The organism is Sulfitobacter aestuarii (assembly GCF_042685005.1).
Lineage (GTDB): Bacteria > Pseudomonadota > Alphaproteobacteria > Rhodobacterales > Rhodobacteraceae > Sulfitobacter > Sulfitobacter aestuarii.
Map to the genome: position 1 here is coordinate 25,591 of NZ_JBHUMP010000011.1, position 14,664 is coordinate 40,254.

Consider the following 14,664-nt stretch of genomic DNA (forward strand, 5'->3'; position numbering starts at 1 on the left):
AAAGGAGACTTGCATGACAAACCCGCTGTTGCAGGATTGGGACACGCCCTTCGCGCTGGCCCCGTTCGACCGTATTTCCGATAACGATTTCTCCCCGGCCCTCGATAGCGCACTGAAGGCGCATGATGCCGAGATCGCCGCGATCACGGATCAGGCGGAGGCGCCCACCTTCGCCAATACGATCGAGGCGCTCAAAGCGGCGGGCAGGGCGCTCGACAAGATACTCGGTGTGTTCTTCACCCTCGCCGGGGCCGACAGCAACACGGCGCGCGAAGCCCTGCAAAGGGAGTTCTCCCCGAAGCTCGCGGCGCATTTCTCGGAGATTTCCGGCAACAAGCGCCTGTTCCGGCGCGTCGCGGCGCTCTGGGAGCAGCGCGACCGGCTCGACCTCGACCCCGAACAACAGCGGGTGCTGATGCTCACCCACCGAGGGTTCCTGCGCGCCGGGGCGGCGCTGCAGGGCGCAGAGGAGAGCCGGATGAAGGAGATCAAGGCGCGGCTCGCCAGCCTCGGCACGCAATTCACCCAGAACCTCCTGGCCGACGAGCGCGACTGGTCCATGACGCTGGACGAGGCGGATCTCGAAGGCCTGCCCGATTTCCTCATCGACGCGGCCCGCGCCGCCGGGGCGGAAAAGCAGGCCGGTGCGCCGGTCATCACCCTGTCGCGTTCGCTGATCGTGCCGTTCCTGCAATTCTCGCCGCGGCGCGACCTGCGCGAAAGGGCGTTCCGCGCCTGGCAGGCCCGTGGCGCCAATGGCGGGGAACATGACAACCGCGCCATCGCCGCCGAGATCCTGGCGGTGCGCGAGGAACGCGCGCAGCTGCTCGGCCATGACAATTTCGCCGCCTACAAGCTCGAAACCGAAATGGCCAAGACGCCGGAGGCGGTGCGCGATCTGCTGATGGCTGTCTGGAAACCGGCCCGCGCCCAGGCCGAAGCCGACGAGCGGATCCTCACCCGGATGATGCAGGACGACGGCGTCAACGATGCGCTGGCGCCCTGGGACTGGCGCTATTACGCGCAGAAACGCCGCGCCGCGGAGCATGATCTCGACGAGGCGGCGCTGAAACCCTATTTCCAGCTCGACCGGATGATCGAGGCGGCCTTCGCCTGCGCCGGCCGCCTGTTCGGCCTCGCGTTCAGACCGCTCGACCTGCCGCTCTACCATCCCGATTGCCGCGCCTGGGAAGTGACGCGCGACGGCCGTCACCTGGCGGTGTTCATCGGCGATTATTTCGCCCGCGGCTCGAAACGCTCCGGCGCCTGGTGTTCGGCGATGCGCGGACAGGCGAAATTCCCCGAAGAGCAGAGCCCGGTGGTGATCAATGTCTGCAATTTCGCCAAGAGCGATCCGGCCCTGCTCAGCCATGACGACGCGCGCACCCTGTTCCACGAATTCGGCCATGCGCTGCACCAGATCCTCTCGGATGTGACCTATGAGAGCGTCAGCGGCACCTCGGTGGCGCGCGATTTCGTCGAATTGCCGAGCCAGCTCTATGAACACTGGCTTGATCAGCCCGAGGTGCTGGAGGAATTCGCCACCCATGCCGTGAGTGGCGCGCCGATGCCTGCCGAGATGCGCGACAAGCTGCTCGGGGCGGCGCATTTCGACATGGGTTTCCAGACCGTCGAATATGTCGCCTCCGCGCTAGTCGATCTCGCCTTCCATGACGGCCCGGCGCCGCGCGATCCGATGGCGAGACAGGCCGAGGTGCTGGCCGCGCTCGACATGCCCGAGGCGATCACCATGCGCCATGCAACGCCGCAATTCGCCCATGTCTTCTCCGGCGACGGCTATGCCAGCGGCTATTACAGCTACATGTGGTCCGAGGTGATGGATGCCGACGCCTTCGCCGCCTTCGAAGAGGCAGGGGGCGCCTTTGATCCCGGCCGCGCCCGCGCGCTCGAGGATCATATCCTCTCCAGGGGCGGCAGCCGTGACGCGGCGGAGCTTTACATCGGCTTCCGCGGACGCCTGCCCGGGGTGGAGGCCCTGCTCCGGGGGCGCGGGCTCGACTGACCCAAACGACAGCGGGCACCGCATGGTTTCCGCTTCTTTATGCCGAAAATACTCGAACCCCGACCCCGGCGGCCGGTGCCTTCAATAGCCGAGATCGCGATCCACCAGATGCAGCAGGCCCTCCCCGGCCTCGCTGCGGCGGATGTTCTCGACGATCACCTCCGCGGCGGTGGCCGCGCGGGTTTCCGCGGCGATATGGGGGGTCACGGTGACCTGCGGATGCGTCCAGAACGGGTGATCCTGCGGCAGGGGTTCGATGCGAAACACGTCTAGCGTCGCATGGGCGATCTGCCCGCTGTCGAGCGCGGCGATCAGGGCGTCATCGTCGATCAACGGCCCGCGGCCGGGATTGATGATGAACGCCCCGCGCGGCATGAGCGCGAGAGCCTGCGCATCGAGAATGTTCTGCGTCGCGGCGGTATCGGGCAGCAGCAGCACCGCGATATCGGCTTCCTCCAGCGCCAGATGCAGCCCCGCCTCGCCGCTAAGACAGCGGATCCCCGCGACCTGTTTCTCGCTGCGCGACCAGCCGGTCACGGGGAAGCCGAGACCGCCAAGCGCGGCGGCCGCCGCCTGTCCGAGCGCCCCGAGCCCGAGCATCGTCACCCGGCGCTCGCGGGCGAGCGGCACGTGCCGCGGCGCCCAGGTCGCGTCGCGGTTGAGAATGTCGCGGTCCATGCCGAGGTGATGGCGCATGACATGGCCGGTGACCCATTCGACCATGCCGGTGGTCAGCCCGTCATCGACCATCCGGGCCAGCGGGATCTTCAGGGTCTGGTTGCCGGTGATGGTTTCGACCCCGGCCCAGAGGCTGAGCACCGCCCTGGCCCGGCGATAGGGGGTGAAATCCTGCAACGGGCTGCTCGGCGCGTAGATGATGTAATCGACCTCTTCGGCGGGCATGTCGGTACCGAGCTCTGCCGCGATCCCGGCCTGCTGCAGCGCGCGGCGGAGATGCGGCTTGTAATCGTCCCATTGCCGTGATCCGGCGGCGAAGAGGATATTGAGCGACATGGTTACCTACCTTGGTCTGTGGACATGGGCCGATTGCACGAGGCCGAAGGCCAGGAGCAGCACCAGCATCGCCGAGCCGCCGTAGCTGACCAGCGGCAGCGGCACGCCGACCACCGGTGCCAGCCCCATCACCATCGACATGTTGACGGCAAAGAACAGGAAGAAGTTCAGCGCGATGCCGAAAATCAGCAGCGAGGAGAACCGGTCCCGGTTGATCAGCGCGCTGGTCACGCAGAATATCACGATCAGCGCATAGAGCCCGAGCAGCGAGACCCCCCCGACGAAGCCGAATTCCTCCGCCAGCGTGGTGAAGATGAAATCGGTATGTTTCTCGGGCAGGAAGTTGAGCCGCGACTGGGTGCCCTGCATGAAACCGCGGCCCGTCCAGCCGCCGGAGCCGAGGGCGATTTTCGACTGGGTGATGTGATAGCCGGCCCCGAGCGGATCGGTGCTCGGGTCGAGGAACGTGTCGATCCGCCGGTATTGATAGTCCTTGAGCAATTGCCAGGGCGTGCCGCGGGATTCGAACACTGCCGCGACGAGGCCGAAGGCGGCGGTGAGCACGGCGGCGAAATAGGCCCAATGCACCCCGGCTAGGAACATCAGCCCGCCCCCCGCGGTCAAGAGCAGGATCGCAGTGCCGAGGTCGGGCTGTTTGAGCACCAGCGCCGTCGGCAGCAGGATGATCAGCAGCGGCAGCAGCACCCAGAAGGGATGCGAGGTCCTGCGCGCGGGCAGCCAGTCGTAATAGGCGGCGAGGAACATCACCAGGGTGATCTTCATCAGCTCGGAGGGCTGCAGCCGCATGAAGCCGATGTCGATCCAGCGTTGCGCCCCCATGCCCACGGCGCCGAAAAACTCGACCGCGACGAGCAGCATCACGCTCACCCCGTAGGCCAGCCCGGCGAGGTTGCGCCAGAGCCAGATCGGCACCATCGCCACCGCGATCATCAGCGCCAGCCCGAGGCCGAAACGTTTCATCTGCGGTTCGGCCCAGGGGGTGAAGGATCCCCCCGCGACCGAATAGAGCATCAGGAAACCGACGCAGGCGACCGCCGCCAGCAAAAGGGTCAGCGGCCAGTTCAGTGCCAGCAGCTTGCGCGCCCCGGTGGGCACCGATTTGACGGTATATTCAAGATAGCTCACGCCCGGTCGCTCCCGTCGTCGGAGGATCGCGGCATCAGCGCGCGCAGCCGTTCCTGCTGTTCGCGGATCTCCTCGCGCACTCCGGTGGGATAGGCCTCGAGCGGCGGGTCGCCCCCGGCCAGCGCCTGCAGCATCACGTCGCGCGCGATCGGCGCGGCCACGGAAGAGCCGCCGCCGCCATGTTCGACCAGGACCGAGACCGCATAGCGCGGCTTCTCGTAGGGGGCATAGCAGACGAAGAGCGCATGGTCGCGGCGGTTCCAGGGCAGGTCGGCGTTGCTGGTCACGCCGCGCGCCCGCTCGGCGGCGGTGATGTTGCGGACCTGGCTGGTGCCGGTCTTGCCGGCCATGCGCATGTCCTCGGCGATGATCCGCGAGCGATAGGCGGTGCCGCGGCGATCGTTGACGACCTCGTACATCGCCCGGCGCATCTGGCGCAGGTTGTTCTCGTTGAGCCCGAGCGGCGCACCCGGCTCGCTCGGCCGTTCGATGCCATCGACCGACTTGACCAGCCGGGGCGTCACCATCTGTCCCGAGGCGAGCCGGGCGGTCATCACCGCGAGCTGCAGCGGCGAGGCGAGGGTGAAGCCCTGACCGATCGAGGAATTGACGGTGTCGCCGACCACCCATTCGGCGCCCCTGTTGGAGCGTTTCCACTGCTTGGTCGGGGTCAGCCCGGCGGCGACCGAGCTCAGCGCCAGCTCATGCTTGATGCCGAGGCCGAAACGGTTGGCCATGGCGGTGATCTTCTCGATTCCGACCTTCACGGCGAGGTCGTAATAATAGACATCGCAGGATTGCTTCAGCGAGGTTTTCAGATCGACCCAGCCATGACCCGCGCGTTTCCAGCAGTGAAAGCGGCGCCCGGCAACCTCGAGATGACCGGGGCAATAGGTGGTCTCGTCGGGGCCGATGATGCCTTCCTCGATCGCCGCCAGCGCGGTCATCATCTTGAAGGTCGAGCCGGGCGGATAGGTGCCCTGCACGGTCTTGTTGACCAGCGGGCGGTATTCGGAATTGAGCAGCGGGTTGTAATCGCGCGAGGAAATGCCGCCGATGAACAGGTTCGGATCGTAGCTCGGCGCCGAGACCAGCGCCGCGAGATCGCCGTTGGTGCAATCCATCACCACCACCGCAGCGCTTTCGCCGGTCAGCCGTGCCTGCACGTAGCTTTGCAGGTTGGCATCGACGGTCAGCTGCAGATCGGCGCCCGATTGTCCCTCGCGCCGGGCCAGTTCACGCATCACCCGGCCGGTGGCGTTGACCTCGACCTGCTTGGTCCCGGCGGAGCCGCGCAGCAGCCCTTCCTCGCGGGCCTCGACATTGATCTTGCCGATCTGGAAGCGCGGGATGCGCAGCACCGCGTCGGGATCCTCCAGCGCGTCGAGATCCTTCTGGCTGACCCGCCCGACGCGGCCGACCACATGGGCGAAATCCTCGCCGCGCGGATAGACCCGGGTCAGGCCGACCTCCGGGGTGATGCCGGGCAGGGCCGGGGCGTTTACCGAGACCTTGCTGACATCCTCCCAGCTCACGTCGTCGATCACCGTGACCGGCAGGAAGGGCGCCGAGCGGTTGATCTCCGCGGTGGCGCGGGCGCGGGTCTCGGGGTCGAGCCTCACCAGCTGGGCGAGCCGGTCGAGCACCGCCTCGACATCGCCCGCGTCCTCGCGCACCAGCACGATCCGGTAGGAAGGCACGTTCTGCGCCAGCCGCAGCCCGTTGCGATCGAAGATCTCGCCGCGTGCCGGGGGGATCAGCCGGATATTGACGCGGTTCTCTTCGGCCAGCAGGCGGAACTGGTCGGCCTGATCGACCTGCAGATAGCGCATCCGCGCCGCCAGCCCGCCCATGAACAATAGCTGCGCCCCGCCGAGCAGCGCGGCGCGGCGGGTGAGCCTGGTATGGCTGGCGTCGGTATCGGCGCGGGTGCGTCGCATCGGCGATCCGGCCCCCCTCATGCCCGGTGGCCCCTCGGGTCGAGATCGCCCGGCGCCGATTTGCGCACCCCCATCAGCCCGTGCGACACCGCCACCACCAGCGGATAGGAGATGATTGTCATGCCAAGCTCGCTGAGGCTCAGCGGCAGGGCGGGCAGCGGCACCATCACCAGCGTCAGGATCACCCGGTAGCCGAGGGTGACCAGCGTGATCACCATGGTCACCGCCAGCCATTCGGCGGCGAAGCTCGCGTCGCGCAGGTTGCGGCCCCGGACCTTCAGGTTTTCGCAGCCGATCAGCGCCAGCACCGCCAGCAGCCCGGGCGGGCGTTGCAGCAGCAGATCGGTCAGCAGGAAGACCGCGGCAAGGCTGATCGCGGGGACATATTCGGGGCGGCGCAGCGACCAGGCGCAGGCGAAGGCGAGCAGCAGGTCGGGCCCGGCCCAGCGGCGCGGCGTGGTTTCCAGCGGCAGGAGGTGGAAGAACGCGAGCAGCAGCGCCAGCCCGACGAAGGCGGCGCGCATCAGCCAGAGCCGGGTCGGGGAGAGATCGTTCATGGCCGGGCCTCCGGGCGGCGCGGCGGCGGCCCCTCGGCTTCGCCTGTCGCGCTCGATACGGCCGGATCCTGCTCCGGTTCAGGGGGCGTCTTGAGCGGCGCGAGCGGCTGTGCGCCTGGCAGGATCGGCCCCTCGGGGCCGATCACCTGGGCGGTGTCGGAGACCGGCTCCGTGCCATGCTGGCGCAGCACGCGGAGAAATTCGAGCCGCTCGTAATCGGCCGCGAGCCGGACCCGCAGGCGCCCGCCCGGATCGGCGGCGACCTGACCGATCAGCAGCCCGGCGGGAAAGACTCCGCCATCGCCGGAGGAGATCACCCGGTCGCCGGGACGCACCAGGTCCGGGTTCTCGATGAAATCGATCGGCGGCGCGGCGGAATTGTCGCCCGCGACCATGGCGCGCTGGCCCGAGGGCTGGATCGTCGCCGGGATGCGGCTCGAGGCATCGGTGAGCAGGATGACCCGCGCGGTATTCCTCGCCACGCCGGAGATCCGCCCGACAAGGCCGATCCCGTCCATCGTGGCCCAGCCATCGACCAGCCCGTCGCGCGCGCCGACATTGAGCAGCACCGACTGGCGGAAGGGCGAGCCGCTGTCGGCCAGCACCACGCCGGTCACATAGGTCAGCCGCGGGTCGAGCCGCACGTTGTTGAGATCGAGCAGCCGGGCGTTTTCCTGTTCGAGCTGCAGCGCTGCTTCCTTCCACGCCTGCATCTGGCGCAATTCGCTGCGCAGCTCGCGGTTCTGTTCGGCAAGCCGACGGTAGCTCTGGAAGTCGCGCAGCAAGTTGATCGTGCCGGTGACGGGCGCCATCGCCCAGTCGAGATTGGGCACGACCCGGTCGGTCACTTGGGCGCGGAACCTCTCGACCCGCGGGCTGTCGATGCGCCAGAGCAGGAAGACCGCGGCGAGGATCAGCACCAGCACGACCAGCAGCAGCCGCCGCAGCGGGCCGGTGAAATCGCTCGAGGATGACTTCTCTCTGGCCATGGGTTCAGCTTCCTGCCCGGGGATGGGCAGGGCAATCCTGCCGCTGGCCGGGTCTGACTATCTTGCGCGCGTCAGCTATCGTAGTCTATGGCGTGGCGCAGCTGCTTTTCATATTCCAGCGCCTTGCCGGTGCCAAGTGCCACGCAGTTGAGCGGCTCGTCGGCGACAGAGATCGCCAGCCCTGTCTGTTCGCGCAGCGCCAGATCGAGATCACCGAGCAGCGCGCCGCCGCCGGTAAGCATCACGCCGCGATCGACGATGTCGGCGGCGAGATCCGGCGGCGTTGTTTCGAGGGCGGTCATCACCGCTTCGCAGATCTGCTGCACCGGCTCGGCCAGGGCTTCGGCGATCTGCGCCTGGGTGACTTCGATCTCCTTCGGGATTCCGTTCAGCAGGTCGCGGCCGCGGATCTGCATCGAGGTGCCGCGCCCGTCGTCGGGCATCCGGGCGGTGCCGATCGAGGTCTTGACCCGCTCGGCGGTGGTCTCGCCGATCAGCAGGTTCTGCTGGCGGCGCAGGTAGCTGATGATGCCCTCGTCCATGCGGTCGCCGCCTACGCGGACGGACCGGGCATAGACGATGTCACCGAGGCTGAGCACCGCGACTTCGGTGGTGCCGCCGCCGATGTCCACGACCATGTTGCCGGTCGGATCGGTGATCGGCATCCCCGCGCCAATGGCCGCGGCGATCGGCTCGGCGATCAGCCCGGCCCGGCGCGCGCCCGCGCTCAGCACCGACTGGCGGATCGCGCGTTTCTCGACCGGGGTGGCGCCATGGGGCACGCAGACGATGATCTTGGGTTTGGAGAAGGTCGTGCGCTTGTGCACCTTGCGGATGAAATGCTTGATCATCTCCTCCGCCGTGTCGAAATCCGCGATCACGCCTTCGCGCATCGGGCGGATCGCCTCGATCGAGCCGGGGGTGCGGCCGAGCATCAGCTTGGCGTCTTCGCCGACCGCGAGCACTTTCTTGACCCCGTCCTTGACGTGATAGGCCACGACGGAAGGCTCCGACAGCACGATGCCCTTGCCCTTGACATAGACCAGCGTGTTGGCCGTCCCGAGGTCGATTGCCATGTCGGAGGAAAACAGACCGCGGAAACTATCAAAGTTGGACATAAAGCTACGGGACCTTGCAAAAATTCCTGTGGGCCCGGCGACTCTGGCGGGAGCGGGCTGCCCGCACTTATACGGGGCGGACTGCCGGGACGAAAGGGGGGATCGCCGACGGGGTGGCACGAACCCGCCACCGCGCTAGACTGAACGCGCATATCGTCGGCCCCGGCCGCAGTAAAGGAGAGAGGCAATGAAAAAAATCCAGGTGCTGGGTGTGCATCACATCACCCTGACCGGCGCCGACCGGCAGAGTTCGATCGACTTCTGGGAAGGAGTGCTGGGAATGCCCTTCGTCTTCGATCAGCCCAATCTCGACGATGCGGACGAGGGGCATCTCTATTTCGATCCCGGCGACGGGCGGCTGATCACCATCTTCACCAACGAGGCGCGCAAGCCGGTACATGGGCGGACGCCGACCGATCCAGGCTGTGTGCATCATCTGGCCTTCGAGGTGGACCGGGCGATGTTCGACCAGACGATCGAGCGGCTCGAGGCGCGCGGCATCGGTCATTCCGGCGTGAAGGACAGGGGCTTCATGCATTCGATCTATTTCAAGGATCCGCTGGGCCTGCTGATCGAACTGGCCTGCTATGCCTTCATCCCGCCGCGCGGCGCCAGCCACGCCGAGGTGATGATGGAGGCGCACAAGATCCGTGTGGCGGCCGGGGACGATCATATCGAGCGGCGCCATCTTGCGGATGCGACGGTGCGGATCGTCGAGCGTTCGCAGGGCTCGCTGAGCGATGACCGCGCTCCGGCCAACCCCTTCGACAGGGGGTGACCGGCGCCGGTGATACCCCCGCGGAAAGGGGGGTGTCATCGCGATGTCACAACCCCCGAGGGATTATGCCACGGGTGGTTTTGCGAATTGTGCCGCCCGGCGGTCGGGCCTAGCAGTCGGCGATATCGAACAGTGTCACAAGAAGGAAAACACCCATGTTCCGCAGTCTCAGCCTCTCCGCCACGATCTGCCTGATGGCAGGCGCCGCCGCGGCGGAAGTCACCTATGCCAATGCTTTCGCCAAGTACCACAATTTCGACGTTGACGGTGCGGGCGATGCCGATGCCTTCAGCCTCGGCGGCGCCATCGAATACCGCATGATGGACTGGACCTTCAACGCGGAGCTCGGCCGGATCGACATCGAGGATGTCGATTTCGATTTCGGCACCATCGGCGCCGGTTATCAGATGCGCAACGGCGTGACCCTCGGCCTGGACTACACCCGTTTCGAGATCGACAGCTTCGACAGCGACGTCGTCAGCGGCTATGCCATGCTGGATGCGGGCAGCTATGCGCTGGGTGCCTCGATCGGCGACGGGTCGGATCTCGACGATACGGTCTATTCGATCTTCGGCGCGATGGATGTCACCGCCAACGGCCGCGTCGGTCTGGATATCGTCCGCATCGAGGACGAGACGCTCTATGCCGGTTACGCGGATTACGACATGCAGGGCTACGAGCTGAAGGCCGATGTCATCTCGATGGACGGATTCGATCTGGTCGCGGTGGCCGGGGCCTATGAATTCGGCAACGGTTTCTCGGCGATCGCCTCGCTTTCGCATCTCGACCTGCTCGGCCTGGATGGCAATGCCTTCACCATCGGTGGGCGTTATGAATTCGCGCCGGGCGTCAATGCCGAGCTGGCGCTGGGCCAGATCGACTTCGACGGTGCGCAGGACATCGATCAGATCACCTTCGGCGTGCAATATGAGCTGGGCGACAAGACTTCCAAGCGCCGCTCGCTGGGCAATATCTTCTCCAGCGCCACGTCGAGCCTGTCGGGTCTGACCAGCTTCTGAAGCCAGTGCCGCAACGCGAAACGAAAAGCCCCGCATCATCGGATGCGGGGCTTTTTTAGTGCCGGGCCGGGGCTGAAATCCGAGCAGTAACGTCGGGCGTCAGCTGACGTCTTTCCAGTTGATCTCGCGCCCGTCGGTGCCGCCCTTGTCGCGGCGAACCAGCAGGCGGTTGAGCGCGTGCACATAGGCCCGCACCGAGGCGACCACGGTGTCGGTATCGGCCGATTGCCCGGTGACGATGCGTCCGTCCTCCTCAAGCCGGACGGAGACGGTGGCCTGCGCATCGGTGCCCTCGGTCACGGCATGGACCTGGTAGAGCTGCAGCCGCGCGCGGTGCGAGACCAGATCCTTGATGCAGTTGAACGCGGCATCGACGGGGCCGTCGCCGGTCTGGCTGGTGGCCTGTTCCGCGCCGTCGATCGTCAGCACCATATCGGCCTTCTGGGGCCCCTCGGTGCCGCAGACCACGGTCATCGACTTGAGCTGGATACGCTCGCTTTCGGGATCGGAAGTGGTGCGCATCAGGGCGATGAGGTCGTCGTCATAGACCTCCTTCTTGCGGTCGGCGAGTTCCTTGAACCGCACGAAGACGTCCTTGAGCTGGTTGTCGCCCAGCTCGAACCCGAGGTTCTCGAGCTTGGAGCGCAGCGCGGCGCGGCCGGAATGTTTGCCCATGACGATATTGGTCTCGGCGAGGCCGACATCCTCGGGACGCATGATCTCGAAGGTCTCGGCGTTCTTGAGCATGCCGTCCTGATGGATGCCGCTTTCATGGGCGAAGGCGTTCTTGCCGACGATGGCCTTGTTGAACTGCACGGCGAAGCCCGAGACGGCGGCGACGCGGCGGGACAGGTTCATGATCTTGGTGCTGTCGATCCGGGTCTGGAACGGCATGATGTCATTGCGCACCTTCAGCGCCATCACCACCTCTTCGAGCGCGGTATTGCCCGCGCGCTCGCCGAGCCCGTTGATCGTGCATTCGATCTGCCGCGCCCCGGCCTCGACCGCCGCAAGGCTGTTGGCGGTCGCCATGCCGAGATCGTTGTGGCAATGGGTGGCGAAGACGATCTCGTCGGCGCCCGGCACCCGCTCGCGCAGCATGGCAATCAGCGCGGCACTTTCGCGCGGGGCGGTATAGCCGACGGTATCGGGAATGTTGATCGTCGTCGCGCCGGCCTTGATGGCGATCTCGACGGTGCGGCAGAGGTAATCCTCCTCCGTCCGGGTCGCGTCCATCGGCGACCATTGCACGTTGTCACAGAGGTTGCGGGCGTGGGTCACGGTCTCGTGGATCCGGTCGGCCATCTCGTCCTGGCTGAGGTTCGGAATGGCGCGGTGCAGCGGCGAGGTGCCGATGAAGGTGTGGATCCGCGGCTGCGCGGCATGTTTCACCGCCTCCCAGCAGCGATCGATATCCGGCAGCTGGGCGCGGGCAAGGCCGCAGATCACGCTGTTGCGACTTTGCCGGGCGATCTCGGAAACAGCCTTGAAATCGCCTTCGGAGGCGATCGGGAAACCGGCTTCGATGATGTCGACGCCCATTTCGTCGAGCAGCCCGGCGATCTCGAGCTTTTCGGCATGGGTCATGGTCGCGCCGGGAGATTGCTCACCGTCGCGCAGGGTGGTGTCGAAAATCAAGACGCGGTCTTGTTGAGCTTTATCGGTCATTCTGTAAGCTTTCTGTTCTGCTGTGAATTTCTGGCGCGCGGCACATCCCTCTGAGCGGGCGCGCCGGGGTGGCACGCTCAGAGGCGGCTTAGCAGCAGCAGGTGGGCACGCAGCAGCGCCGCGGCGGGGCGCGGCAGGGTCGGAATATTGGCGGCGTGGGTCATGGCGACAGTTATAACGGCGCCCGGGCAAATGAAAAGAGGGGTTTTGCAGGAGTCTTCGATGGCGCCGTGCACGGCACGGCGCGGCCTCCGGCGGAGGTATTTGAAGTCAGAAGAAGCAGGCTGCGGCGTTGAAGCATGGCGGGTGGCGGCTATCTGATCCGCATGGCACGGGTATTGATCATCGGGGCATCAGGCGGGATCGGCAGCGCGCTGGCCACGGCCTGCCGCGCGCGGGGCGATGCGGTGAGCGGCCTGTCGCGCTCGCGTGACGCGTTGGATCTGACCGACGAGGCGTCGGTGCGGCGTCATCTCGGGGCCTGCGAGGGGCAATTCGATCTGGTGCTGGTGGCGAGCGGGGCGTTGGAGATCGGCGGGGCGCGGCCGGAGAAGAGCCTGAAGGCGCTGCGCGCCGAGGCGATGGCGGCGCAATTCGCGGTGAATGCGATCGGACCGGCACTGGTGCTCTCGCATGCACCGGCGCTGTTGGCGCGCGACCGGCGCGCGGTGCTGGCGGTGCTTTCGGCGCGGGTCGGCTCGATCGGGGACAATCGGCTCGGCGGCTGGGTGAGCTATCGCGCGGCCAAGGCGGCGGTGAACCAGGTGGTCCGCTGCGCGGCGATCGAACTGGGGCGCAGCCATCCCGAAAGCATCTGCGTGGCGCTGCATCCGGGCACGGTGGAGACCGAATTCACCCGCAGGTATCTGGGGCGGCATCCGGCGGTGCGCCCGGCGGAGGCGGCGCGTAACCTGCTGTCGGTGATCGACGGGCTGACACCGCGGCAAAGCGGCGGGTTCTTCGACTGGGCGGGCGAGGCGGTACCCTGGTGATCAGCCGTCGTTGCTGAGCGCGCCGTCATCCCAGGTGCCGCTGGCCTCCTCGCCGGTGGCGTAGCGCATGGTGCCGTTGCCCTGGCGCTTGCCGGCCTTGAACGTCCCCTCGTAGACATCGCCATTGGCATAGGTCGCCTTGCCCTCGCCCTCGATCTCGCCATCGGTCCAGTCGCCCTCATAGGTGAAGCCGCTGGCCATGGTGATCTTGCCCTTGCCGTGGCGCTGTCCGGCCTTGAACGCGCCTTCATAGATCGTGCCGTCGGGGTAGGTCGCCTTGCCCTCGCCGTGGCGCTGGCCGTCCTTCCAGGCGCCTTCATAGCGATAGCCGTCGGCATAGGTCATCACGCCGCGCCCGTCGTTGCGGGCATTCTTGAACTCGCCTTCATAGGTGACGCCGTTGGGATAGGTGGCGCGGCCCTCGCCTTCGATCACCCCCTTGGCCCATGACCCTTCGTAGGTCGAACCGTCGGGATAGGTGATCTTGCCAGAGCCATCGGCGAGATCGTCGCGGAACGCGCCTTCGTAGACCGAGCCGTCGGGATAGGTGACGCGGCCTTCGCCTTCGATCTTTCCGTTGACCCAGGAGCCGGTATAGACATAGCCGTCGACCCCGGTGAAGGTGCCGCTGCCCTCGCGGCGGTCGTCCTTGAATTCGCCTTCATAGACATCGCCGTTGGCATAGGTCACGCGGCCCGTGCCGGAGCGGCGGCCGTTGACCAGCTCGCCTTCGTAGACATCGCCGTTGGGCTGGGTCAGGATGCCCTTGCCGTCGATCTGGCCGTCCTTCCACAGACCGTCATAGACCAGCCCGTCGGGCATCGTCAGGGTGCCGGTGCCGCTGCGCTTGCCACCCTTGATCTCGCCCTCATAGACCGCGCCGTCGGGATAGGTGATCGTGCCGATCCCCTGTTTCTCGCCATCGACCCAGTCGCCCTTGTATTCATAGCCGCCCGGGCTTTGCATCACGCCCTTGCCGTGATGTTTGGCATTGCGGAACTGGCCCTCGTAGCGCACCCCGTTGGCATAGAGCGCCACGCCCTCGCCGAGAATGGCCCCGGCCTGCCATTCGCCCTCGTAGGTGCCGCCGTCGGCGAAGGTGATCTTGCCGAAACCGTCGGGCTTGCCCTTGGTGAAGCCGCCTTCATAGACCGAACCGTTGGGGAACCGCGCGATGCCTTCTCCCTTGATCTCGCCATCGACCCAGTCGCCGGAATATTCATAGCCGTTGGGCAGACGGTAGGTGCCGGTGCCGTGCTGCAGCCCGCCGCGGAAGGTGCCCTCGTAGATGCCGCCATCGTCATATTGCTTGGTCAGCACCTTGCCGTCCTGCGCGAGCGCGGGCAGGGGCAGCAGGGCGAGGCAGAGGATCAGCGGGCGGATTGACATGGGCGAACCTGTTTTGACGGGCGGGGCCTGG

The 14,664-nt window shown here is 66.5% G+C and carries 12 protein-coding genes; 4 read left to right on the top strand and 8 right to left on the bottom strand.

Annotation, left to right across the window (positions count from 1 at the left end):
• Window positions 1-13: 13 nt before the first annotated feature.
• Window positions 14-2,023: a M3 family metallopeptidase gene (locus tag ACFSUD_RS12950; RefSeq protein ID WP_386375026.1), complete on the top strand. Its 2,010-nt coding sequence runs from the start codon at window positions 14-16 to the stop codon at window positions 2,021-2,023.
• An 81-nt stretch (window positions 2,024-2,104) separates the two neighbouring features.
• Here the strand turns inward: ACFSUD_RS12950 and ACFSUD_RS12955 are convergent, their stop codons facing one another.
• The 6 genes from ACFSUD_RS12955 to ACFSUD_RS12980 form a co-directional block, all read right to left on the bottom strand.
• On the bottom strand, window positions 2,105-3,037 hold the full coding sequence (locus ACFSUD_RS12955) for a 2-hydroxyacid dehydrogenase (RefSeq protein ID WP_386375027.1): 933 nt from the start codon (window positions 3,035-3,037) through the stop codon (window positions 2,105-2,107).
• A gap of 6 nt (window positions 3,038-3,043) precedes the next feature.
• Window positions 3,044-4,183: a rod shape-determining protein RodA gene (gene rodA / locus ACFSUD_RS12960; protein ID WP_386375028.1), complete on the bottom strand. Its 1,140-nt coding sequence runs from the start codon at window positions 4,181-4,183 to the stop codon at window positions 3,044-3,046.
• Window positions 4,180-6,123, bottom strand: a complete 1,944-nt coding sequence (mrdA, locus tag ACFSUD_RS12965) for a penicillin-binding protein 2 (protein ID WP_386375029.1) — start codon at window positions 6,121-6,123, stop codon at window positions 4,180-4,182. The genes rodA and mrdA overlap by 4 nt, the downstream gene beginning before the upstream one ends.
• Before the next feature lie 17 nt (window positions 6,124-6,140).
• Window positions 6,141-6,680, bottom strand: a complete 540-nt coding sequence (locus tag ACFSUD_RS12970) for a rod shape-determining protein MreD (protein WP_386375030.1) — start codon at window positions 6,678-6,680, stop codon at window positions 6,141-6,143.
• Window positions 6,677-7,669: a rod shape-determining protein MreC gene (mreC, locus tag ACFSUD_RS12975; RefSeq protein WP_386375031.1), complete on the bottom strand. Its 993-nt coding sequence runs from the start codon at window positions 7,667-7,669 to the stop codon at window positions 6,677-6,679. Before mreC ends, ACFSUD_RS12970 begins: the two co-directional genes overlap by 4 nt.
• Window positions 7,670-7,740: 71 nt before the next feature.
• The gene (locus ACFSUD_RS12980) at window positions 7,741-8,787 is read right to left on the bottom strand and encodes a rod shape-determining protein (RefSeq protein ID WP_386375032.1); all 1,047 of its coding nucleotides are present in this window, start codon (window positions 8,785-8,787) and stop codon (window positions 7,741-7,743) included.
• A 187-nt stretch (window positions 8,788-8,974) separates the two neighbouring features.
• On the opposite strand from ACFSUD_RS12980, the gene ACFSUD_RS12985 reads away from it, so the two are divergent.
• Together ACFSUD_RS12985 and ACFSUD_RS12990 are read left to right on the top strand one after the other, a co-directional pair.
• Window positions 8,975-9,565, top strand: a complete 591-nt coding sequence (locus ACFSUD_RS12985) for a VOC family protein (RefSeq protein WP_386375033.1) — start codon at window positions 8,975-8,977, stop codon at window positions 9,563-9,565.
• A 155-nt stretch (window positions 9,566-9,720) separates the two neighbouring features.
• Window positions 9,721-10,584 (top strand): 2-isopropylmalate synthase, encoded by an 864-nt coding sequence (locus ACFSUD_RS12990; protein ID WP_386375034.1) that lies wholly within the window; start codon window positions 9,721-9,723, stop codon window positions 10,582-10,584.
• Between the two features lie 99 nt (window positions 10,585-10,683).
• On the opposite strand, the gene ACFSUD_RS12995 is transcribed toward ACFSUD_RS12990, so the two are convergent.
• A complete protein-coding gene (locus tag ACFSUD_RS12995) occupies window positions 10,684-12,252 on the bottom strand; it encodes a 2-isopropylmalate synthase (protein ID WP_386375035.1) in 1,569 nt (522 codons plus the stop codon).
• A 326-nt stretch (window positions 12,253-12,578) separates the two neighbouring features.
• On the opposite strand from ACFSUD_RS12995, the gene ACFSUD_RS13000 reads away from it, so the two are divergent.
• Complete coding sequence (locus tag ACFSUD_RS13000) at window positions 12,579-13,244, top strand: SDR family NAD(P)-dependent oxidoreductase (RefSeq protein WP_386375118.1); 666 nt, start codon at window positions 12,579-12,581, stop codon at window positions 13,242-13,244.
• Here the strand turns inward: ACFSUD_RS13000 and ACFSUD_RS13005 are convergent, their stop codons facing one another.
• Window positions 13,245-14,633 (bottom strand): MORN repeat-containing protein, encoded by a 1,389-nt coding sequence (locus tag ACFSUD_RS13005; protein ID WP_386375036.1) that lies wholly within the window; start codon window positions 14,631-14,633, stop codon window positions 13,245-13,247. It abuts the gene before it with no gap.
• Window positions 14,634-14,664: the final 31 nt, after the last annotated feature.

Excerpts from the sequence above, each read along its gene's own strand:
- ACFSUD_RS12985 (WP_386375033.1), top strand. The coding sequence starts at position 8,975 with ATGAAAAAAATCCAGGTGCTGGGTGTGCATCACATCACCCTGACCGGC.
- ACFSUD_RS12990 (WP_386375034.1), top strand. The coding sequence starts at position 9,721 with ATGTTCCGCAGTCTCAGCCTCTCCGCCACGATCTGCCTGATGGCAGGC.
- mreC (WP_386375031.1), bottom strand. The coding sequence starts at position 7,669 with ATGGCCAGAGAGAAGTCATCCTCGAGCGATTTCACCGGCCCGCTGCGG.
- ACFSUD_RS12970 (WP_386375030.1), bottom strand. The coding sequence starts at position 6,680 with ATGAACGATCTCTCCCCGACCCGGCTCTGGCTGATGCGCGCCGCCTTC.
- ACFSUD_RS12950 (WP_386375026.1), top strand. The coding sequence starts at position 14 with ATGACAAACCCGCTGTTGCAGGATTGGGACACGCCCTTCGCGCTGGCC.
- ACFSUD_RS12980 (WP_386375032.1), bottom strand. The coding sequence starts at position 8,787 with ATGTCCAACTTTGATAGTTTCCGCGGTCTGTTTTCCTCCGACATGGCA.
- ACFSUD_RS13000 (WP_386375118.1), top strand. The coding sequence starts at position 12,579 with ATGGCACGGGTATTGATCATCGGGGCATCAGGCGGGATCGGCAGCGCG.
- ACFSUD_RS13005 (WP_386375036.1), bottom strand. The coding sequence starts at position 14,633 with ATGTCAATCCGCCCGCTGATCCTCTGCCTCGCCCTGCTGCCCCTGCCC.
- ACFSUD_RS12995 (WP_386375035.1), bottom strand. The coding sequence starts at position 12,252 with ATGACCGATAAAGCTCAACAAGACCGCGTCTTGATTTTCGACACCACC.
- ACFSUD_RS12955 (WP_386375027.1), bottom strand. The coding sequence starts at position 3,037 with ATGTCGCTCAATATCCTCTTCGCCGCCGGATCACGGCAATGGGACGAT.
- mrdA (WP_386375029.1), bottom strand. The coding sequence starts at position 6,123 with ATGCGACGCACCCGCGCCGATACCGACGCCAGCCATACCAGGCTCACC.